We start from the raw sequence: 20,414 nt of genomic DNA, 5'->3' as shown, positions 1-20,414 counted from the left end.
TTCAGAGTCCACGGGTGTTGCCGCCGTCAGCCACCACGACGGAGCCGGTGATGTACGCGGCCTGTTCGCCGGCCAGGAAGCTGACCAGCGCGCCGAAGTCCGCGACATCGCCGACCCGACCGAGCGGGATCCGCTCGGCGACCTTGGCGATCTCGACCTCGACATCGACGCCGAACTGTTGATCGAGGATGGGGGTGCGGTGGAAGCCGGGTGCGATCACGTTGACGGTCACCCCGGCCGACCCCAGCGCCTCCACCAGGCCCTTCATGTAGCCGAGCAGCCCCAGGCGGGCGACCGAGGACAGGCCGCTCTCCGGGTGCGGTTGCCGCACCGACTCCGAGGTGATCATCAGCAGTCGCCCCCAGCCGTTGCGCCGCACGTGTGGCAGGGCGGCCAGGGTGACGCTGATGTGCGGAAGCAGATTGCCCTCCACGGCCTCCCGGAAGTCCGGGACCCGGAAGCTGTCCACCGGCCCGAACTGCACCCCGCCGGTGTTCGTCACCACGATGTCCAGCCGTCCGTACGCCTCGGCGGTGCGTTCGACCCAACCGGCGGCGGCGGTCTCGTCGGTGAGGTCCACCGGCATGCTGAACACCTGGCCGGGGCCGCAGGCGGCCACCTCCGCGTGTGCTCGGGCCAGTCTGGCCGGGTCCCGGCCGCAGATGGAGACGTGTGCCCCTTCTCCGGCCAGGGCCCGGGCCACGGCCAGGCCGAGCCCGCTGCTGGCTGCCGCCACCATCGCCACCCGTCCCTGGAGTCCCAGATCCATGAGCGTCATCCCTCGGTTCGAGGCACCAGTGGGTAGCCGTAGCGGGCGAGCAGCGGCAGGGCGGGCGCGGTGGCCACCGCGATCTGGGCCGGGGTCATCCCGGTCCGCCAGCGGTCGTCCCCCCGGATCACGGTGGCGCCGCTGACCAGCCGGTCCGGGTTACCGGTGACGGTGTGGTTGGGGTGCAGCACCACCCGACCGGCCGCATCCACCGGGGAGGGACCCGCCAATCCGGCGAAGCGCATCACCTCGTCGATGGTCTCCTGGGGCCGGACGCAGAGGTCCTCGTGCCGCACCCGCAGGTACCGCTCCCCGGCCTGCCGTCCGACCAGTTCGGAGGCCAGGTTGAAGGCGGTCCAGAACCCGCTGCTGCGGGCCGGGCTCATCGGGTCGATGTACTCCTTGGCCTTCAGGAAGGAGAAGGCGGTGGGTCGGGGGTCGCGCACGATGTGCAGCACCCGGACATCGAGATCGGAGCGGCCCAGCAGGGTGGCCGCCTCGGCGGGGTACTTCGACCCGTCGATGATCAGCCGTTCACCGCCCCGGTCGGCCAGCAGCCGGTAGATGTCCGCGGTCTGCCCGACCACCTCGTCGACCTCCGGGTTGCGGACCCCCCGGCGTACCTCCCGCAGGCGGGCCGGGGTGTGCCGGGTCCGCAGCAGGGACCCCTGAAGCCGGAGGGTACGGCGGGCGGAGTCGACCCGGACGGTGGTCTGGTGGCCGCCGCCCAGGGCACTGGCCCACAGGTCGCAGTCGGTCAGGGTGCGCCCGCAGCCGCAACTGGAGTTGGTGCCGTCGGTCAGCACCCCGTTGCGCCACAGGTAGTGCAGTTCGCCGACGTGCAGCACCCCGGGCAGCTCGTTGAGCACGTTGCCGAGCATGGTGCTGCCGCTGCGCAGCCAACCGGTCAGGTAGAGCACCCGTGGTTCAGCCATCGCCCAGCTCCATGATCATCAGGTGCTGCGGCAGGCGGACCGCCAGGCCGACCCGGGTGGTGGCCACGATCAGGTCGCCCCCCTCCGGGCCCGCGCCGGGGCGTACCGCCAGGGAGCTGACCCCGGGCAGCAGCAGGGTGGTCGCGGCGCTGAAGTCGCCGAGCAGCAGGCGGGTGGGGGGAATCATCCGGGTCCGGGAGACCGTGATCCCGGCGGCGTTGAGCCGGCCCAGGGCGCCGTGGCGGACCAGCTGCCAGTAGACGTCCGGGTGCGCCACGATGCCGTCGCAGGAGCCACCGGTGTTCTCCACGTCCGCGGCGGCCGCGGTCACCGCGGTCACCAGGTCGGGCTCGGCGGTACGGCGGCGGGTTCCGGGCTGCCGGAGCAGGCCCTGGATCACCCCGTCCTCCGTGCCGTTGAGCAGGGCGTCGTTCTCCCGGGCGGAGAGCCGGACCAGCACCCGCAGGTCCACGAAGGTGGCCAGCAGTTCGGGCTCGTCGAGCAGGCCGGCCGGCAGCGGCACGGTGACACTGAGGTCGGTCAGCCCGGCCCGGGTCAACCGGGGCGCGAAGGCCGCCTCCGGGGTGGTCGCGTAGGTGGACCCGGACTCCAGCCGACCGGCCGGCGGCTCGTACACGAACGGGGTCGGCTCGTCCGGCACGTTCGCGGTCTTCATCAGGTGCCGGACGGTGTACCGGGGGCGGGACGCGAACAGGGGGAACGCCGCCGGCAGGTGCAGGCTGTACCGCACCGTGATCTCGTCCCCGGGGGTGTCGCGGACCGCGGCCGCGAACACCTCTCCCGGGCTCCGGTCGGACTGACCCAAGCTGTCCAGGGTCGGGGCAAACGCAGTTCCGCGCATTTTCCCTCCATGTGTACTGGGCGTTTTGGCGAGCCTAATCACGCATGCAGATGCATCGGACCCGAACACGAGAAGCGCTCCTTATTGGCGAGGCCGATAAGCGTTCAGCGGATCGGTGAAACAGTGTCCTTATTGGAGGTCGATGTGAGTGGCGCTTAGATTGTTAACAGGAAATCAATCACATCGATCAAGGGAGGCGAGATGCAAAACGTCATAAGCGGCGCCGAGTGCCCCGAGTGCATGGCGGAGATCTACGTGGGCGACGACGCCCTGGTAAGCGAGATCATCGAGTGCACGGACTGCCGTTCCGACCTGGAGATCACCTCTGTCCGGCCACCGGTCCTGAGCACCGCACCGGAGGTCGAAGAGGACTGGGGCGAGTAGAGCGGAGACGCGGTCATGGACACCTCTCCCCCCGATCTCGTCGTACTCGCCTCGCGGGTGCGGTACGAGGAAAAAAGGATCATGGCCGCGCTGGATCGGCGCGGCAGCCGGTTCACCCACCTGGATTCCCGGTCGTTGTCCGTGACCGCGGCCACCGACCGGTACGCCGGCCGGGTAGTGCTCAACCGCGAGGTCGGGCACTACCGGGCCTGGTACGCGGCCGAAGCCCTGGAGGCGGCCGGTGCCCGGGTGGTGAACACGGCTGCTGCCACCCACCTGAGCGGTGACAAGTGGCTGACCTCGGCGGCACTGCTGCGGCACGGGTTGCCGACCCCCCGGACGGCCCTGGCGATGACCCCGGAGGCGGGTCTGAAGGCGTTGGCCGAGGTCGGCTACCCCGCAGTGATCAAACCCCTGGTCGGTTCCTGGGGCCGGCTGGTCACCCGGGTCACCGACGAGGCGATGGCCGGTGCCGTGCTGGAGCATGTGGCGGCCCTGCCGTCGCCGCAGTCCCACATCGTCTACGTACAGGAACTGGTGCCCAAGGCGGACCGGGACATCCGGGTCGCCGTGGTCGGCGGACGCGCTCTGGGCGCCACCTGGCGCCGAGGCGAGGACTGGCGCACCAACGTGGCCCGGGGGGCGGTCAGCGAACCCTGCCACCTCGGGCCGGAGCTGGCGCGGCTGGCGGTCGCGGCAGCCGCCGCGGTGGGCGCCGACATCGCCGGGGTGGACCTCATCGAGGACGGCGACGGCCGCCTGACGGTGCTCGAGGTCAACGACCGGGTCGAGTTTCGCGGGTTCGAGTCCGCGCACGGCGACATCGATGTCGCCGGGGCCATCGCGGACCTGCTCATCACGAAGGCGGAGGCATGAAAAGGGTAGCGGTGATCGGAGCGGCCGGTTACATCGGCGGGGAACTGTTGCGCCTGCTGAGCGCCCATCCCGGGATCGAACTGGCGGCGGCCACCTCCCGGCGGCTCGGCGGCCGGCTGGTCGACGGGGTGCATCCCAACCTGCGCGGGCGCACCAAGCTCTCGTTCGTCGGCGAGGACCAACTCGACCGGTACGACGTGTTGTTCCTGGCCACCCCGCACCGGGAGACCATGCAGCGGATGCCGGAGTTCCTGGACCGGGCCGAGGTGGTGATCGACCTGTCCGGTGACTTCCGGCTGGGCTGCACCGACACCTACGCCGACTACTACGGGGTGGCGCACACCGCCCCCGACCTGCTGGACACCTTCGTACCCGGCATCCCGGAGTACCACCGGGGACGGCTGCGTACCGCGGACCGGATCAGCGTGCCGGGCTGCATGGCCAACGCCGGCATCCTGGCCCTGGCCCCACTGGCCCGGGCCGGGTTGATCGAGGGAGAGGTGGCGATCGACGCCCGCACCGGGTCGAGCGGGGCCGGCAACACCGCCGGACCGGCGAACCTGCACGCCGAACGCAGCGGCGCCCTGCGGGTCTTCGCGCCCACCCGGCACCGCCACGAGGCGGAGATCTCCCAGGTCACCGGCCTGCCGGTCCGGATGACGGCCACCGGGGTGGAGGCCGTCCGGGGGGTGCAGCTGCTGGCTCGGGTGAAGGTGACCAAGGAGGTGGACGAGCGGAAGATCCGCGCGGCCTACCGCACGGTCTACCGGGACGAACCCTTCGTCCGGGTGGTGGCACATCGGCGCGGCCTGCACCGGTTCCCGGACGCCAAGATCCTCTCCGGGTCGAACTTCTGCGACGTCGGCTTCGCGATCGACCCCGGCGCACCCCAGGTGACCGTGATCAGTGCCCTGGACAACCTGGTCAAGGGCGGTGCCGGCAACGCCGTGCAGTGCATGAACATCCGCCTGGGCCTGCCGGAGCGGCAGGGCCTGGAGTTCACCGGCCTGCACCCCAACTGAGCAGCCCCACCCACATATCGGACGGAAGGACGGGCATGAGCATCGCTGTCGCATCGCCACCCAGCACCGATCTGACGCAGAGAACGACCCGGATCCGGGAGAGCATCGTCACCATGTGTGCCTGCCCGGACGGTGGGCACCTGGGCGGTTCGATGTCCCTGGTCGAGATCCTGGCCACCCTCTACCTGCGGGTCATGCGCGTGGACCCGGCCGACCCCCAGGCCCCGGATCGGGACATCCTGCTGCTCAGCAAGGGACACGGCGGCATCGGGCTGTACGCCACCCTGGCCGAGGCCGGCTACTTCCCGGCCGAGCGCCTGGCCGAGTACTCCGTGCCCGGCGGACACTTCATGGCCCATCCGCACCCGGGGGTGCCGGGGGTGGAGGCCCCCTCCGGCTCCCTGGGCCACGGGTTGGCCCTGGGCATCGGGTACGCCCTGGCCGCCCGGCTGGACGGCAGCGCCCGTCGCTGCTTCGTGGTGATGGGGGACGGTGAGACCCAGGAGGGGTCGGTCTGGGAGGCCGCCGGGGTGGCCTCCCATCATGGCCTGGACAACCTCACCGCGATCATCGACCGCAACCAGTTGCAGATCACCGGCGGCACCGAGCAGGTCAGCCGGCTGGGGCCGATGGCGCAGCGCTGGCGGGCCTTCGGGTGGACCGTCCACGAGGTGGACGGGCACGACGTCGAGGCGCTGACGGCCGCCCTGGAGGCCCCCGCCGAGCAGGGTCGCCCCACCCTGGTCATCGCGCACACCGTGAAGGGCAAGGGCCTGCCCTACCTCGAGGGGGACCTGCGCAGTCACTACGTGGCCCTCAAGGAACGGCAGTACCACAAGGCGATGGCCGTGCTGCGCCGGAGCCGGTCGTGACCGCCCCCGCCGTCGCCCCGCCCGCCTCCCGGGAGACCTACCGGGACACCCTGGTCGAGCTGATGGCCCTGGATGATCGGGTGGTCTGCCTGGACAGCGACACCGGCCTGTTCAAGGGGGTGGACTTCGGCCCGACCGCCAACCGGTACCTGAACGTGGGCATCGCCGAACACACCCTGATGGGCGCCGCGGCCGGACTGGCCCGGGCCGGGCGGATGCCGTGGGTGAACACCATGGCGGCCTTCGCCTCGGCCCGGGCCCTGGACGCGGTCAAGGTGGACATCGCCCTGACCAACGCCCCGGTACGCATCGCGGCCACCCACTGCGGGGTGTCCGCCGGGCACCTCGGCCCCACCCACCACGCCCTTGAGGACCTGGCGGTGATGCGGGCCCTGCCGAACATGACCGTGGTGGTGCCGGCCGACGCCACCCAGACCCGGGAGCTGGTCCGGCAGGCGGCCGGGGTGCCGGGGCCGGTCTACCTGCGGCTGGGGCGCAACGCGACCCCGGCCCTGCCCGCCGGGCCTCCGCCCCGACTCGGCACGGTCCAGCAGGTCCGGGCCGGCACGGATGTGACCATCGCGGCCTGTGGGCCGTACCCGCTGCTGGCCGCCCTGGAGGCCGCCGACCTGCTGCACCGGGACGGCATCCGGGCCGCGGTGTTGAACGTGCACACCCTCAAGCCCCTGGACGTCCCGACCATCCTGGCCGCGGCGAGCATCACCGGCCTGGTGGTGACCGTGGAGGAACACTGGGCGGCCGGTGGTCTGGGCAGCGCGGTCACCGAGGCCCTGGCCGAGACCCTGCCGGTGCCCGTGCACCGGATCGCCATGCCGGACTCCTTCATCGACGTCTCCGGGGGCCAGCGTTTCCTGCTCGATTACGCCGGGGTCACCTCCGCCGCCGTCGCCGCCAAGGTCCGCGCGGCCCTGCGCCGGCCGGTTCACCCCATCGGAGGTACGCGATGATGCCGCCCGGCCAGACCCTGCCGCAGCTGCTGCACCACTGGGCGGCCCACCGGCCGGACCGGACCGCCCTGATCTGCTACCGGGGCGACACCGCCGAGGCCCTCACCTACGCCGACCTGGCCGACCGGGTCGACCGGCTGGCCACCAACCTGGTCCGCCTGGGGGTACGCCGGGGCGAGGTGGTCACCCTGCAACTGCCGAACTCCTGGCAACTGGTGGCGATGATCCTGGCCTGTGCCCGGATCGGGGCGGTGGCCGGACCGGTGGTGCCGATCATGCGCCAGCGCGAGGTCGAGTTCATGACCCGGTTGACCCAGAGCCCGGTGTACGTGGCCGCGGCCGAGTTCCGCGGATTCTCGTACGCGGACATGAGCGCCGCCGTGGCGGCGGCCGTGCCCACCCTCCGTCACCGGGTGCTGCTGCACGACGGGCACCACTGCGCCGCCGGCGAGGCGGGGACCCTGGACTTCGACATCGACCTGCTCCGCCCGGCGCCCCCGATCGACCTGGCCGCCCTGGCGCCGGACCCGGACGACCCGGCCCAGGTCATCTTCACCTCCGGCACCACCGGTGAGCCCAAGGGCGTGGTGCACAGCCATCGCACCATGGACGCGATGAACCGGGCCCAGGCCCAGGTGCTGCACCTGACCGGCGACGAGGTCACCGCGATGGGGTCACCCACCACCCACCAGGCCGGCTACACCTGGAACCTGGTGATGCCGCTGCTGCTGGGGGGAACGGCCGTGCAGGTGGACGCCTGGAACCCGGCCGCAATGCTGCGGATCATGCAGGAGCACGGGGTCACCTTCTTCATGGGGGCGCCGACCTTCCTGTCCGATCTGATCGAGGAACAGCGGGCCCGCCCGCGCGACCTCTCCGCGCTGCGCACCTTCGCCACCGGCAGCGCCCCGATCGCCCCGAAGCTGGTCGAGGACGCCCGGGAGGTGCTGGGCTGCCGCCTGTACGCCCTGTGGGGCATGTCGGAGAACGGCTGCGTGACGATCACCCGGCCGGAGGAACCCCCACTGCGGGCAGCGGAGAGTGACGGCACCCCGGTGCCCGGGATGCAGGTGCGGATCGTCGACCGGGAGACCGGCCGGCCGGTCCCGTCGGGCACCTCCGGGTTGCTCCAGGTGCGGGGCGCCAGCCAGTGCCTGGGCTACTTCCGTCGATCGGAGACCTATGCCGCCTCGGTCACCCCGGACGGCTGGTTCGACACCGGGGACCTGGCGCGTGACGACGGATACGGCGGCATCCGGATCACCGGTCGGGTCAAGGACATCATCATGCGCGGGGCGGAGAACATCCCCGTGGTGGAGGTGGAGGCGGCCCTGCTGCGCCACGAGGCGATCCGCGATGTGGCCGTGGTCGGCTATCCGGACGACCGCCTGGGCGAGCGGGCCTGCGCGGTGCTGGTCACCGGCGGTCCGCCGGTGACCCTGGACGAGGTCCGGACCCATCTGGCCGGCCTGGGGATGGCCAAGCAGTTCTGGCCCGAACGGGTCGAGCTGCTGCCGGCCCTTCCCCGCACCCCGTCCGGCAAGATCCAGAAGTTCGTGCTGCGCGAACGCGTCAGGGGGTAACGATGGATTTCCACCTCTCTACCGATCAGGACCTTTTCGCCAAGGAGATCCGCGCGTTCGCCAGCGAGCGGGTCGCACCCTTCCGGGTGCAGAGCGACCGGGCCGGGCGGTACCGCGAGGGCCTGCTCACCGAGATCGCCGCCACCGGCCTGTTCGGACTGCGCATACCCACCGGTTACGGCGGTCGTGGCCTGGATACGGCCTATGTCGGCCTGGCCCTGGAGGAACTGGCCGCCGCCGACCTGTCGGTGTGCTTCCCGGTGCTGAACGCCGCCCTGGTCGGCGGGGTGCTGGCCGCCAACGCCACCGAGGAACAGTTGGCCCGCTGGTTGCCGCCGATCGCCCGGGGCGAGTCCGTGGTGGCCCTGGCCCTGACCGAGCCGGAGCACGGCACGGACGCCGCCAACATCGGGATGCGGGCCCGCCCGGAGGGCGAGGGCTGGGTGGTCAGCGGCGAGAAGACCTCGATCATGGCAGCGGTGTACGCCACCCACGCCCTGCTGTTCGTCCGCACCGGGGGTGCGGGGCCGCGCGGGATCAGCGCCTTCTATCTGTCCCTGGACACCCCGGGGGTACGGGTCGAGGGGCAGTCCGATCTGGGCTGCCGCTCCGGAGGGCGGGGGCGCATCCTGCTGGAGGAGGTCCGGCTCTCCCCCGCCGACCTGGTCGGCGCCGAAGGGATGGGGTTCGTCCAGGTGATGCGCGGGTTCGGGGTGTCCCGGGCGTACATCGCCCTGATGGCCATCGCGGTCGGTCGGGCCGCCCTGGACGCCGCCTTCGCCCATGCCGGGGGACGGGAGGCCTTCGGGCAGCCCCTGAGCCGCTTCCAGGCGGTGACCTTCCCGCTGGTGGAACACCTGACGATGATGCACGCCGCGCGGCTGGTCGCCTTCGAGGCGCTGACTGCGGCGGACACCGGTGGTGACCCTCGGCTGCCGGCCAACATGGCCAAGTGGTGGGCCCCCAAGGCCGCCATGGAGGCGGTGCACCAGTCCCTGCTGACCTTGGGGCACCTGGGCTGGTCGGAGGACGGGCCGATGGCCCAGCGCCTGCGCGATGTCGTGGGTCTGCAACTGGCCGACGGAACCGCCGCCGCCACGAAGCTCGTCGTGGCCCGGCACCTGCTCGGCCGGGAACGCGCACCGTGACCCGAGAAGGGAACTTCGACGGATAGGAAGGACAGGGGTGGGACATGACCAGGGCGGAAGCGATCGTGGAGGAACGGCGCCGCTACCTGAAGGCGATCCTGGAGTCACGCCGGGGATCGGCGCGCCGGCACCTGAAGGTGCTGCGCCGACTGCGGGGCAACGGTTACTGCGTCTGGGAACGACACGCGGACCGGACCTGGTCGGGGTGACCGGTCAGCTGACCCCCGGCCTCGGGGTCGCCGCCGCGGCGGTGGCCTCCGGGGCCGGTTCCCGCTCGGCCTGACGCCGCCCCTGTCGGTAGACCCGCATCTTGGCCCGGACCCCGCAGATGTCCATCGAACACCACCGACTGCTGCGATTGCGGGACCGGTCGTAGAAGACCCATTCGCAGCGGTGCTCGTGACATGCCTTGAGTCGTGGCCAGGTGCCCTCGACCACGGACCGGGTAACCGCGGCCAGCACGGTGGCCAGCACTCCCCGTACCCCGTCCTGGGTGGGTAGCAGTGCCGGGTCACCGTCGTCCTGAGCGAAGCCGACCACCAGTGGGCACCCGGCCGAGATGTGGGCCACCGTGCGGCGGGCCGTCGTCGCCGGCGGCCCGCCGTTGTGTTCCCGGGCCAGGGCCCGCAGGGCCTCCCGCAGGGCGATCGCGTCCCGCCGGTCGAGCTCGTCCGGTTGCACCTCGGGCCAGCCGTTGCGGGCCAGCCAGCGGGCGAACCCCGCCAGATCGGCGAACTCGTCCGGCCCGAATTCGACATTGACGCTGTTGATGAAGGCCTGCACCAATGCCAGTCCGTCCGGTGCGGCCGTCCTACCTCCGGGCTGTCCTCTCATTCCGCGAACTCTACCGGCTATTCAAATACATCGGTAGCGCTCAAGTCGAGTAGTTGCGCTAATAGCGGCTCCCTTGTCCGCCTCATGTTACCGCCATAGCGTTTTGCTGGTAACCGACCGGCGACGGAGGGACGCATCGTGACGACACTGCTGATCCGAGGCGGCAGCCTCTACCCGGCCGATGACGAGCATCGGGTGCTGCCCGACGGCGCGGTCCTGGTCACCGGCGACCGGATCGCCGCCGTCGGTCCGACCGAGGAGGTGGAGGCGACGCTGCTACCGCAGCAGCGCGCGGAACTCAGGGTGCTGGACGCCCGGGGCATGATGATCCTGCCCGGCTTCGTGAACCCGCACTGGCACGAGATGTTCGCGATGCGCTTCCCGTTCAAGGGGGCGCTGCGCTCCCCCAGCGACCGGGAGGACCGGCCGGTCTTCATGGCCCTGGGCGGCGATGTCCGGGCGATCTCCGGGGCCTTCGACGACTTCACCGACCTGATCACGGATCTCACCCCGGACGAGGCGACCGCGATCGCGCGGTACTCGATGTGGACCCAGCTGCGGTCCGGGGTCACCACCCTGGGCGACGTCGGATCCTTCAACCACCCGACCGCCCTGGCCGCCGCCGCCCGGAGCCTGGGCATGCGCTGCTCGATCAGCACCTGGGCCAGTGACGCCCGGTGCGCGCCCGGGGAGACCCGCTTCCGTCGCACCCGGGACGCCGACCTGGTGCTGGCCGGCATCGAGGAGGTGGTCCGGGACCTGGCCGGGGACACCACCGGCCTGCTCCGGGCCCGTCCCACCGCGGTCTACAGCCTGAACATGACCGACGAGCTGGGGGCCGGCTTCGCCGAACTCGTCCGGCGTCACGACCTGCCCTTCGCCACCCATGTCGGCGCGCTGCGCAACGAGGTGGAGGTGTCCCGGACCTACTTCGGCGCCACCCCGGTCCGCCGCTTCGCCGACCTGGGGCTGCTCTCGGACCGGTTCATGGCGGTGCACTGCGCCTTCGCCGACGAGGACGAACGCAAGATGCTGGTGGCCGCAAACGCGCACATCAGCTACTCACCGGCCAAGTACGGCCCGGCCGGCGAGGCCACGGTGACCGAGACCCGGGCCATGCCGCACTTCCGTCGGGCCGGACTGGACGTGTCCCTGTCCACCGACGGCGCACCCCTGCCGGTGGGCGGCATGGCGGAGAACATGCGGGCCGTCTGGCAGCAACTCAACGAGATGTCCGCGGACCCGACCGAGGTCCGGCCCACCGACGCCCTGGCGATGGCCACCCGGATCCCGGCCCGAGGGCTGGACTGGGCCGGCATCGGCAGCCTGGAGCCCGGCCACCAGGCCGACATCCAGCTGATCCGTACCCAGGACTGGCGGTACCTGCTCAATCCCCGCCCGTTGGAGGGCTTCCTGGCTCTGGGCGGCTCCCAGGACGTGGACACCGTGCTGGTCGCCGGGCAGGTCCGGGTGCGTGGCGGGCGGCCGGTCGACCTCGACGAGAGCGACCTGCAGGCGCAGTACCTGGACGCTCTCGCCTCCTTCTCGATACGTCGCCTGGGGGTCGATCCCGGGGTCGTGGCGCAGTGGATCCGCCGAGCCACCAACACGGAAGGCGATTGACATGACGAGCGGAACAGCAGTGGTGACCGGGGCCGCGGGAGGCATCGGCGCGGCCGTCGTCCGGGCCCTGGCCGCGGCCGGGGTCGCGGTCGCGGCGCTGGATCGCAACCCGGTGGCCCTGAAGGAACTGGCCGACGAGGTCGAGGGGGTGCGCGCCTATCCGGTCGACGTCTCCGTCAGCGCCGAGGTCGACGAGGTGATCGACCAGGTCGAGCGGGAGCTGGGTGGGATCGGTTACCTGGTCAACGCGGCCGGGATCCTGCGTACCGCAGCGGCCACCGAGCTCACCGACGAGGACTGGAACAACACCTTCGCGGTCAACACGACCGGGGTGTTCCATGTCAGCCGGGCGGTCGCCCGGGCGATGGTGCCCCGCCGCTTCGGGGTGATCGTCACGGTCGCCTCCAACGCCACCGCGGTGCCGCGCTGGCACATGGGTGCCTACGCGGCCTCCAAGGCGGCGGCCACCAGCTTCACCAAGGTGCTCGGGCTGGAGGTGGCCGGGCACGGCATCCGGTGCAACGTGGTCGCGCCCGGCTCCACGGACACCCCGATGCTGACCTCCCTCTGGGCCGACGATGACGCCCGGCGGATCTCCATCGAGGGCACCGCGGACACCTTCCGGGTGGGCATTCCGCTGGGCCGGCTGGCCAGTCCCGCGGACATCGCCGCGGCGGTGCTGTTCCTGCTGTCGGACCGGGCGTCCCACATCACCCTGCACGAACTGGTCGTCGACGGCGGTGCGTCGCTCGGCGCCTGACCCTGCCCCACGAAACCCTGGAGACCACGGAGGCCCCCATGTCGATCCCCGCGATCGCGCCGTACCCGATGCCGGCCGAACACGAACTGCCGGTCAACACCGTACGGTGGATCATCGATCCCGCCCGGGCGGTGCTGCTGATCCACGACATGCAGCGCTACTTCCTGCAACCCTTCTCGGCCACCCAGTCACCGGTCAGCGAGCTGGTGCCCAACGTCCAGGCGCTGCGGGAGGCCTTCACCGCGGCCGGCGCACCGGTCACCTACACCGCTCAGCCGGGTGGGATGGACGACCGGCAGCGTGGCCTGCTGAAGGACTTCTGGGGCAGCGGGATGAGCGCCGACCCGCAACACCGGGCGATCATCGACCAGCTGGCCCCGGCCGGGCCGGATGTCGTACACACCAAGTGGCGGCCCAGCGCCTTCTGCCGGACCGGTCTGCTCGACCAGCTCCGCGACCTGGGTCGCGACCAGCTGGTCATCTGCGGGGTGTACGCCCATGTCGGCATCCTGATGACCGCCCACGAGGGCTTCTCCAACGACATCCAGACCTTCGTGGTGGCCGACGCCATCGCCGACTTCACCCCGGAGTTCCACCGCCTGGCGTTGGAGTACGCGGCCTCCCGCTGCTCGGTGACCGTCTCCACCCGCACCGCCCTGGCCATGATGCAGGGGGCACCGCGATGACCTGGCTGGAACGGGTCACCGCCCCGGACGGGCCCTCCTTCGCCCTGCTGCACCGGCCCGGCCACGACCCCGACACCATCGACCTGATCATCGGTACGGCGGACACGGTGGAGCGGATCGCCGACATCCCCCTGCCCGTCGAGGGGGGCACCGGGGCCCGGCACGACCTGCTGGCGATCCTGCCGTACCGGCAGATCCGCGAGCGCGGCTTCGAGGCCCCGGACGACGCGGCACCCCTGGTCACCATCGCGGTGACCGAACAGCAACGGCTGCCGATCGCCGAGGTGCTGGCCACCCTGCCCCAGGCCCCGATCGAGTACGACGGCGGCCACTTCGACCTGGACGACGACGAGTACGCCGCCCTGGTGCAGCAGGTGATCGACGACGAGATCGGCACCGGGGCCGGGGCCAACTTCGTACTCAAAAGGTCCTTCCACACCGAGATCACCGGCTGGTCGACGCGGACCGCCCTGATCTTCTTCCGTCGCCTGCTCGGCCGGGATCCGGGGGCCCACTGGACCTTCCTGGTGCACACCGGCGAGCGCACCCTGATCGGTTCCTCCCCGGAACGGCACGTCACCCTGGACGCCGGCACGGTGACGATGAACCCGATCAGCGGGACCTACCGGTATCCGCCCGGCGGCCCCCACCTGGCCGGGATGCTCGACTTCCTGGCGGACGCCAAGGAGGCCAACGAGCTGTCCATGGTGCTCGACGAGGAACTGAAGATGATGGGCCGGATCTGCGACCGGGGTGCCCGGGCGATCGGTCCGCAGCTCAAGCAGATGGCCCGGGTGGCCCACACCGAGTACCTGATCGAGGGGCGCAGCACCCGGGATGTCCGGGACATCCTGCGGGAGACCCTGTTCGCCCCGACCGTGGTGGGGGGTCCCCTGGAGAGCGCCTGCCGGGTGGTCGCCCGGTACGAGCCCGGGGGGCGGGACTACTACGCCGGGCTGATCGCGTTGATCGGCCGGGACTCCGAGGGTGCCCGGCAGCTCGACTCGGCGATCCTGATCCGTACGGCCGACATCGACCTGGCCGGCCGGATGCGGATCGGGGTGGGTGCCACCCTGGTCCGCGACTCCCAGCCGGTCACCGAGGCGGCCGAGACCCGGGCCAAGGCGGCCGGGCTGCTGGAGGCCCTGGCCGACCAGCCGGGTGCCCCCGCCACCTGGCCGGACACCTCGGTGGGTCTGCACCCCTCGATCCGGCACGCCCTGGCCACCCGCAACCGGCCCCTGGCCGACTTCTGGTTCGACGACCCGGAGGACCGGGATCGGATCCAGCCCGGGCTGGCCGGCCGCCGGGTGCTCGTGATCGACGCCGAGGACACCTTCACGGAGATGCTCCGGCACGCCCTGGTGGCCCTCGGTTTCGAGGTGGAGGTACGCCGCTTCGACGAAGCGTACGACCTGGACCGGCACGATCTGGTGGTGCTCGGCCCCGGGCCCGGGGACCCCCGGCAGTTCACCGACCACAAGATCATGACCCTGCGGACGGCGGCCCGGCGGCTGCTCGCCCTGGGGGTGCCCTTCTTCGCCATCTGTCTGGGCCACCAGGTGCTCAGCACCGTGCTGGGCCTGGAGGTGACCCGGATCCCCTTCCCCAACCAGGGCACCCAGCGGCGGATCCCGTTCCGGCACCGCACCGAACTGGTCGGCTTCTACAACACCTTCGCCGCTCAGAGCCCGACGCCGGAGATCACCAGCCCGGACCGGCCGGGGGCGATCACGGTGTTGCGCGAGGCGGACAGCGGCGAGGTGCACGGGCTGATCGGTCCCGGATTCGCCTCGGTGCAGTTCCACCCGGAATCCGTGCTGACCCCCGGCGGCATTCGGATCATCGGTGAACTGCTCGGTGAAGTACTGCCGCAGAGAGTGAAAAGCATTGCTGATCACCGATCCCTTGTAGCCACCTCGACCGGATTCCTAGCCTCGGAGGCAACGGTGCAAGCGACGGCGAGGAGATGAACATGCAGGCATTGCCCCGCCTCGGTGACTGGGCCGACCTGGACGAGTTGCGCGACCTTCAGGCCAAGCAGATCCCCAAGGTCATGGAGTGGGCCTCCCGGGCCCCCTTCTACGCCGGGCGCGACCTCACCGAGCTCACCGAACAACCCCTGACCACCAAGCAGAACCTCCGGGACCAGTACCCCTTCGGGATGCTCGCGGTGCCGCGCCGGGACCTGGCCACCTATCACGAGTCCAGCGGCACCGCCGGCCAGTCCACCCCCTCCTACTACACCGCGGAGGACTGGATCGACCTGGCCGAGCGGTACGCCCGCAAGTGGGTGGGGATAACCCCGGAGGACACCTTCTTCGTCCGCACCCCGTACGCCCTGATGATCACCGGTCATCTGGCCCAGGCCGGGGCCCGGCTGCACGGCGCCACCGTGGTCCCCGGCGACTACCGCTCCCTGGCCATGCCGTACGCCCGGGTGGTGCAGGCCCTGCACGACCTGGAGGTGTCCCTGACCTGGTCGATCCCGACCGAGCCCCTGGTCTGGGCGGCCACCGCCCGGGCGGCCGGGCTGGATCCGGCGCGGGACTTCCCCGCCCTGCGCGCCCTGTTCGTCGGCGGGGAACCCCTGACCGGGGCCCGGCGTCGCCGGATCAGCGAGATCTGGGGGGTGCCGATCGTCGAGGAGTACGGCTCGACCGAGACCGGCAGCCTGGCCGGGGAGTGCCGGCACGGCCGGATGCACCTGTGGGCCGACCGGATGGTCTTCGAGGTGTACGACCCGCAGACCGGCCGGATCAGCCCCGAGGGCCGGGGTCAACTGGTGGTCACCCCGTTGTACCGGGAGGCCATGCCCCTGCTGCGGTACAACCTGGAGGACGACGTCGAGGTGTCCTACGAGGACTGTCCGTGCGACTGGCGGCTGCCCTCCATCCGGGTCATGGGCCGGTCGGTGTACGGCCACCCGGTGGCCGACGGCACGGTGACCCAGCAGCAACTCGAAGAGATCATCTTCAGCCTGCCGATCGAGCACGAGGTGCTGTTCTGGCGGGCCCGCGCCGATCGGGACCTGCTGCGGGTCCAGTTCGAGGTGCCCGCCGAGCACCGGGAGGCCGCGGTCGCCCGGGTGCGGGCGGCGATCGCCGATGAGGTGGGGGTACCCGCCGAGGTGACCGCCCTCGAACCGGGCACCCTGCTGCCCTTCCAGGTGCTCACCCAGAAGAAGGACGTCGTGAAGCCTCGCAGTCTGCTGGCGGCGGGCGAGGACTGGAGCAAGGCCCTGCCGTTCAACTGACCGACCCGGAAGGTGACTGTCATGACGACCTCTCAGGCCCCGGCCCCGCCCGCTACGGCGGCCGACCGGGAACGTATCGCCCAACTGGTGTGTGGCCACATGGCCACCCGGACCATCTCCGCCGCGGCGGCGCTGGGGGTGGCCGACATCATCGGCCCCGACGGCTCCGACTCGGCGCAGGTGGCGGCTGCGGCCGGCACCGATCCCGGCGCCACTCTGCGGCTGCTGCGGGCCCTGGCCGCGCTGGAGGTGCTGCGGGAGACCGAGCCGGGGCGGTTCGCCCTCACCGGCATCGGCGAGCTGCTGCGCACCGACCGACCGGATTCGATGGCCGAGTTCGTGGCGATGACCACCGACCCGGCGATGCTGGGCGGCTGGGCCCACCTGGACCAGGCCATCCGCACCGGAGGGGAGGTCTTCTCGACCACCTTCGGCACCTCCTTCTTCGGCCACCTGGCCGGGGACCCGCGACTGTCCGCCCGGTTCAACGCGGCCATGCGGCAGGGCACCCGGCTGGCCGCCCAGGTGCTGCCGCAGGCGTACGACTTCGGTCGCTTCCGTACGGTGGCCGACGTCGGGGGCGGGGACGGCACCCTGCTGGCGGCCGTGCTCGCCGCCCACCCCGGGGTCCAGGGCCTGCTGTACGACACGGCCGAGGGCCTGGCCCAGGCGGACACCACCCTGGCCGGGGCCGGGGTGGCCGAGCGCTGCACCCTGGCCACCGGGGACTTCTTCGCCTCGGTGCCCGCCGGGGCGGAGGCCTACCTGCTCAAGAGCATCCTGCACGACTGGGACGACGAGCGGGCCGCGGTCATCCTGCGGCATGTCCGGGCGGTCATCCCGCCGCACGGCCGGCTGCTCATCGTCGACGCGGTGCTGCCGGACCTGGTCGACGCCCAGCGGTCCCCCCTGGGGCATCTGGGTGATCTGAACATGCTGGTGCAGCTCAGCGGCAGGGAGCGCACCCGCAGTGACTTCACCGCCCTGTGTCAGGCCACCGGGTTCCGGCTGACCTCGGTGACCGGGCTGGCCCCGGCCCGGTTCTCGCTGGTGGAGGCGGTGCCGACCGGATGTTGAGGTTCCCGGACGTGGCCAGTTTCGAGGCCTGGCTGACGCAGTGGCACGAGACCGCCGACGAGGTGTGGGTGCTGTTCCCGAAGAAGGGCGTGGAGGTGCCCTCCATCACCCGCTCGGAGACCCTGGACGTGGCCCTCTGCTTCGGCTGGATCGACGGCAAGGCCATGTCCGGTAACGCTCCCCAGGGTTGGTGGAGCCAACGGTTCACCCCCCGACGCAAGCGCAGCACCTGGTCGAAGGTGAACCGGGTACGGGTGGCCAAGCTGATCGCGGCGGGTCGGATGCGTCCGGCCGGGCTGCGTCAGGTGGAGTTGGCCAAGGCGGACGGCCGGTGGGAGGCGGCCTACGACTCGCCCAGCCGGGCGGAGGTGTCCCCGGAGTTCGCCGCCGCCCTGGCCGCCTCGCCGGCCGCCACGGCGGCCTGGGAGAAGCTGGGCTCCGGCCGCCGGTACGTGATGATCGTGACCTTGCAGAAGCTGAAGCGTCCGGAGACCCGGCAGCGACGCATCGGCGAGTTCATCGCGACGCTGGCAGCGAGTTCGTGAGGGACTCCAGCCGGTCCAGGTAGTGCGGGCTGTACATGATGCCGAGCACGTTGCCGAAGGGGTCGGTGACGGCGGCCGTGACGAATCCGGCCTCCCGCTTGGTGATGGGCTCGTACTCGACCGCCCCCATGGCCAGGAGCCGGTCGAACATGGCCTCGATGTCGTCCACGTGCCAGTACACCACCGCCCCGCCCGGGACGGCCGCCGCGCCGGGCGGGGCCCAGGCCCGGTCGATGATCCCGAGTTCGTGCTCGTAGTCGCCGATGCGCCATTCGAGGTAGGCGCCCCCGCGCTCGAAATACGGCTCGCCGCCGAGCAGCTCGGAGTACCAGGCCCGGGCGGCCGGTACGTCGTCCGCCCAGTAGGTGACCGTACTGAGTCCGCGCAGGGCTGCGACATTTCCCATTTAGTACCCCTTTTGCAGGCGATAGCCGAATAGCACCTTGCGGGAGGATAGCGGCTGACCGCGCGTCATCCCGGGAAGCACCCGCCAAGGTGGACTCCGGCGTGTCCCAGAACCCGGCGGACCCCGGCCGGATTCGAATCGAGCACCCGAGTAGCAGCCCTTATCGCGGGCTCATTGTCCCCCTCCTGTTACCAGCATTACGTTTTTCATGGTAACGACATCGAAGCGCGGAAGGGATCGACGTGACCAGGACCTACCCCGCCTACATCGGCGGCCGGGACGTCTACGGAGACAACCCCCGGTACGTGCACACCATCTCCGCGCGGGCGTTGCTCGACGACACGTTCGCCGCCCTGCGACTCAAGCGCGACCTGGACGAGGGCCGACCCGGGGTGTCCGTCCCCGACGGCGAGGTGATCGCCGGGGCCTGCCTGGTGGCCGGCGAGGACCTGGCCCAACAGGCCCTGGAGGCCGCCGCCGCGGCGGCTCCGGCCTGGCGCCGGGTGCCCCTGGAGGAACGGATGCGGATCGGCCGCCGGATCATCGAGCGGCTGGCCGAACACGGCGAGACCCTGGTCGAGCTGCTGGTGGCCGAGGGTCAGCCCCGGGACATGTCCGAGGGCATGGTCTTCGGGGTCCCGCACACCACCTGGAGCGCCCAGACCCTGGACTGGTGCGCCGAGCAGATGGCCGTGACCCGCGGCGACGACCAGCGGGAGATGCTGCTGCGCCGGGTCCCCGACGGGGTGGTCTGCCTGAACCCGCCGCAGAACGCCGCCACGGTCAACACCCTGAACGGGCTGACCGCCATGCTCGCCGGCAACACCCTGGTCGTCCGGGCCCCGCGCGGGGTGGGACTCAGCTGCATGTACCTGCTGCGGGAGATCGTGGCACCGGTGCTGGAGGAGGCCGGCGCCCCGCCGGGCACCCTGAACGCCCTGTGCGCGCCCCCGCTGCTGGACAGCTGGGTGGCCAGCCCACTGGTCAACGACATCATCTACTTCGGCGGCAGCACCAAGGGCATCCAGTTCGAACGGGACTGCGTGGCGGCCGGCAAGAAGCCGATCCTGGAGCTGGCCGGCAACGACTGCTGTGTGGTCTGGCACGACGCCGACCTGGACGCCGCGGTGGACTCCCTGGCCCAGTTCTTCATGAACTCCGGGCAGATCTGCAACGTGCCCAACCAGGTGGTCCTGCACCCCGCCATCGCCGACGAGGTGATCGAGAAGCTGGTCTCGGTGCTCAAGGAGATCCGGCCGGGCTACCCGGAGGAGCGCGGGGTGGTGCTCACCCCCGTACTCGGGGCCGACTGGTTCTACGGCTGCCTGGGTGAGGCCCTGGCCAAGGGGGCCAAGCTGGTGCACGGCGGGCGGCGGTTGGAGACCGACGGCAGCGTCTCGGACACCGGCTTCTTCATCGAGCCGACCCTGGTGCGGATCGACGGCCTGACCGGCGCCCGGGACCTGTCCGTGGTCCGCGACGAGACCTTCTTCCCCCTGTTGCCGGTGATCGTGCCGGAGAGCGGCAGCACCGACGAGGAACTGTTCGACCAGGTGCTCGCCTTCGTCGAGGACAACGCGTACGGGCTGCGCAACTCCCTCTGGTCCCGCAGCCAGGCCACCATCACCCGATTCCTGGACTCGATCACCAACGGCGGCAACCTGAAGATCAACGACTCGCACGGCAACTTCCTGCCCTTCCTGCCCAACCAGGGCGGCACCGGACTGACCGGGGGCGTCTTCGGCGAGGCGAGCCATCCGATGTTGCGCACCACCCACCTCCAGGCCGTCAGCATCGGCCGCCTGTAG

21 protein-coding genes are annotated in these 20,414 nt (G+C 71.2%); 16 read left to right on the top strand and 5 right to left on the bottom strand.

The window, feature by feature from the left end; all coding sequences use genetic code 11:
* Nucleotide 1 precedes the first annotated feature (1 nt).
* The 3 genes from ABZ795_RS17970 to ABZ795_RS17960 are packed head-to-tail and all read right to left on the bottom strand — an operon-like array spanning nt 2 to nt 2,530.
* Nucleotides 2–769, bottom strand: a complete 768-nt coding sequence (locus ABZ795_RS17970; RefSeq protein WP_327022909.1) for an SDR family oxidoreductase — start codon at nt 767–769, stop codon at nt 2–4.
* Nucleotides 770–774: 5 nt separating this feature from the next.
* Nucleotides 775–1,704, bottom strand: coding sequence for a sulfotransferase (locus ABZ795_RS17965; RefSeq protein WP_357531168.1), 930 nt, complete (start codon nt 1,702–1,704; stop codon nt 775–777).
* Entirely contained in the window at nt 1,697–2,530 is an 834-nt protein-coding gene (locus ABZ795_RS17960; protein ID WP_357531167.1) for a family 3 encapsulin nanocompartment shell protein, read from the bottom strand. The genes ABZ795_RS17965 and ABZ795_RS17960 overlap by 8 nt, the downstream gene beginning before the upstream one ends.
* A 237-nt stretch (nt 2,531–2,767) precedes the next feature.
* On the opposite strand from ABZ795_RS17960, the gene lysW reads away from it, so the two are divergent.
* Genes lysW through ABZ795_RS17920 form a run of 8 tightly spaced genes read left to right on the top strand, consistent with a single transcriptional unit; the run spans nt 2,768 to nt 9,628 of the window.
* A complete protein-coding gene (gene lysW / locus ABZ795_RS17955) occupies nt 2,768–2,950 on the top strand; it encodes a lysine biosynthesis protein LysW (RefSeq protein ID WP_327022912.1) in 183 nt (60 codons plus the stop codon).
* 15 nt (nt 2,951–2,965) lie between these two features.
* Entirely contained in the window at nt 2,966–3,826 is an 861-nt protein-coding gene (locus ABZ795_RS17950) for a RimK family alpha-L-glutamate ligase (RefSeq protein ID WP_357531166.1), read from the top strand.
* Nucleotides 3,823–4,848, top strand: coding sequence for an N-acetyl-gamma-glutamyl-phosphate reductase (gene argC / locus ABZ795_RS17945; protein WP_327022914.1), 1,026 nt, complete (start codon nt 3,823–3,825; stop codon nt 4,846–4,848). The genes ABZ795_RS17950 and argC overlap by 4 nt, the downstream gene beginning before the upstream one ends.
* Nucleotides 4,849–4,883: 35 nt before the next feature.
* Complete coding sequence (locus ABZ795_RS17940; protein WP_327022915.1) at nt 4,884–5,720, top strand: transketolase; 837 nt, start codon at nt 4,884–4,886, stop codon at nt 5,718–5,720.
* Entirely contained in the window at nt 5,717–6,688 is a 972-nt protein-coding gene (locus ABZ795_RS17935; protein WP_327022916.1) for a transketolase C-terminal domain-containing protein, read from the top strand. Before ABZ795_RS17940 ends, ABZ795_RS17935 begins: the two co-directional genes overlap by 4 nt.
* Nucleotides 6,685–8,271: an AMP-binding protein gene (locus ABZ795_RS17930; protein WP_327022917.1), complete on the top strand. Its 1,587-nt coding sequence runs from the start codon at nt 6,685–6,687 to the stop codon at nt 8,269–8,271. Before ABZ795_RS17935 ends, ABZ795_RS17930 begins: the two co-directional genes overlap by 4 nt.
* 2 nt (nt 8,272–8,273) lie before the next feature.
* Nucleotides 8,274–9,419 (top strand): acyl-CoA dehydrogenase family protein, encoded by a 1,146-nt coding sequence (locus ABZ795_RS17925; RefSeq protein WP_357531165.1) that lies wholly within the window; start codon nt 8,274–8,276, stop codon nt 9,417–9,419.
* A 44-nt stretch (nt 9,420–9,463) separates the two neighbouring features.
* Complete coding sequence (locus tag ABZ795_RS17920) at nt 9,464–9,628, top strand: hypothetical protein (RefSeq protein ID WP_327022919.1); 165 nt, start codon at nt 9,464–9,466, stop codon at nt 9,626–9,628.
* Between the two features lie 4 nt (nt 9,629–9,632).
* Here ABZ795_RS17920 and ABZ795_RS17915 read toward each other — a convergent pair whose 3' ends face one another.
* Complete coding sequence (locus ABZ795_RS17915) at nt 9,633–10,253, bottom strand: CGNR zinc finger domain-containing protein (RefSeq protein ID WP_327022920.1); 621 nt, start codon at nt 10,251–10,253, stop codon at nt 9,633–9,635.
* Between the two features lie 138 nt (nt 10,254–10,391).
* On the opposite strand from ABZ795_RS17915, the gene ABZ795_RS17910 reads away from it, so the two are divergent.
* Genes ABZ795_RS17910 through ABZ795_RS17880 form a run of 7 tightly spaced genes read left to right on the top strand, consistent with a single transcriptional unit; the run spans nt 10,392 to nt 18,200 of the window.
* Complete coding sequence (locus ABZ795_RS17910; protein WP_357531164.1) at nt 10,392–11,876, top strand: amidohydrolase family protein; 1,485 nt, start codon at nt 10,392–10,394, stop codon at nt 11,874–11,876.
* 1 nt (nt 11,877) lies between these two features.
* On the top strand, nt 11,878–12,636 hold the full coding sequence (locus ABZ795_RS17905; protein WP_327022922.1) for a 2,3-dihydro-2,3-dihydroxybenzoate dehydrogenase: 759 nt from the start codon (nt 11,878–11,880) through the stop codon (nt 12,634–12,636).
* A 38-nt stretch (nt 12,637–12,674) separates the two neighbouring features.
* Entirely contained in the window at nt 12,675–13,322 is a 648-nt protein-coding gene (locus tag ABZ795_RS17900; protein ID WP_357531163.1) for an isochorismatase family protein, read from the top strand.
* Nucleotides 13,319–15,295 (top strand): anthranilate synthase family protein, encoded by a 1,977-nt coding sequence (locus tag ABZ795_RS17895; RefSeq protein ID WP_357531162.1) that lies wholly within the window; start codon nt 13,319–13,321, stop codon nt 15,293–15,295. The genes ABZ795_RS17900 and ABZ795_RS17895 overlap by 4 nt, the downstream gene beginning before the upstream one ends.
* A 2-nt stretch (nt 15,296–15,297) precedes the next feature.
* Nucleotides 15,298–16,578, top strand: coding sequence for an AMP-binding protein (locus tag ABZ795_RS17890; protein WP_327022925.1), 1,281 nt, complete (start codon nt 15,298–15,300; stop codon nt 16,576–16,578).
* A 21-nt stretch (nt 16,579–16,599) separates the two neighbouring features.
* The gene (locus ABZ795_RS17885; protein WP_357531161.1) at nt 16,600–17,655 is read left to right on the top strand and encodes a methyltransferase; all 1,056 of its coding nucleotides are present in this window, start codon (nt 16,600–16,602) and stop codon (nt 17,653–17,655) included.
* A gap of 11 nt (nt 17,656–17,666) precedes the next feature.
* Complete coding sequence (locus ABZ795_RS17880) at nt 17,667–18,200, top strand: YdeI/OmpD-associated family protein (protein WP_357531160.1); 534 nt, start codon at nt 17,667–17,669, stop codon at nt 18,198–18,200.
* On the opposite strand, the gene ABZ795_RS17875 is transcribed toward ABZ795_RS17880, so the two are convergent.
* On the bottom strand, nt 18,172–18,606 hold the full coding sequence (locus tag ABZ795_RS17875; RefSeq protein WP_357531159.1) for a VOC family protein: 435 nt from the start codon (nt 18,604–18,606) through the stop codon (nt 18,172–18,174). The two genes, ABZ795_RS17880 and ABZ795_RS17875, sit on opposite strands and share 29 nt — an antisense overlap.
* A 242-nt stretch (nt 18,607–18,848) precedes the next feature.
* Here ABZ795_RS17875 and ABZ795_RS17870 point away from each other — a divergent pair, with 242 nt between their 5' ends.
* Entirely contained in the window at nt 18,849–20,414 is a 1,566-nt protein-coding gene (locus ABZ795_RS17870) for an aldehyde dehydrogenase (RefSeq protein ID WP_357531158.1), read from the top strand.

Origin of the sequence: Micromonospora sp. NPDC047134 (genome assembly GCF_040643455.1) — a bacterium.
Lineage (GTDB): Bacteria > Actinomycetota > Actinomycetes > Mycobacteriales > Micromonosporaceae > Micromonospora.
The sequence above is the reverse complement of the archived record's forward strand: the minus strand, read 5'-3'. Positions and strand labels throughout refer to the sequence as shown.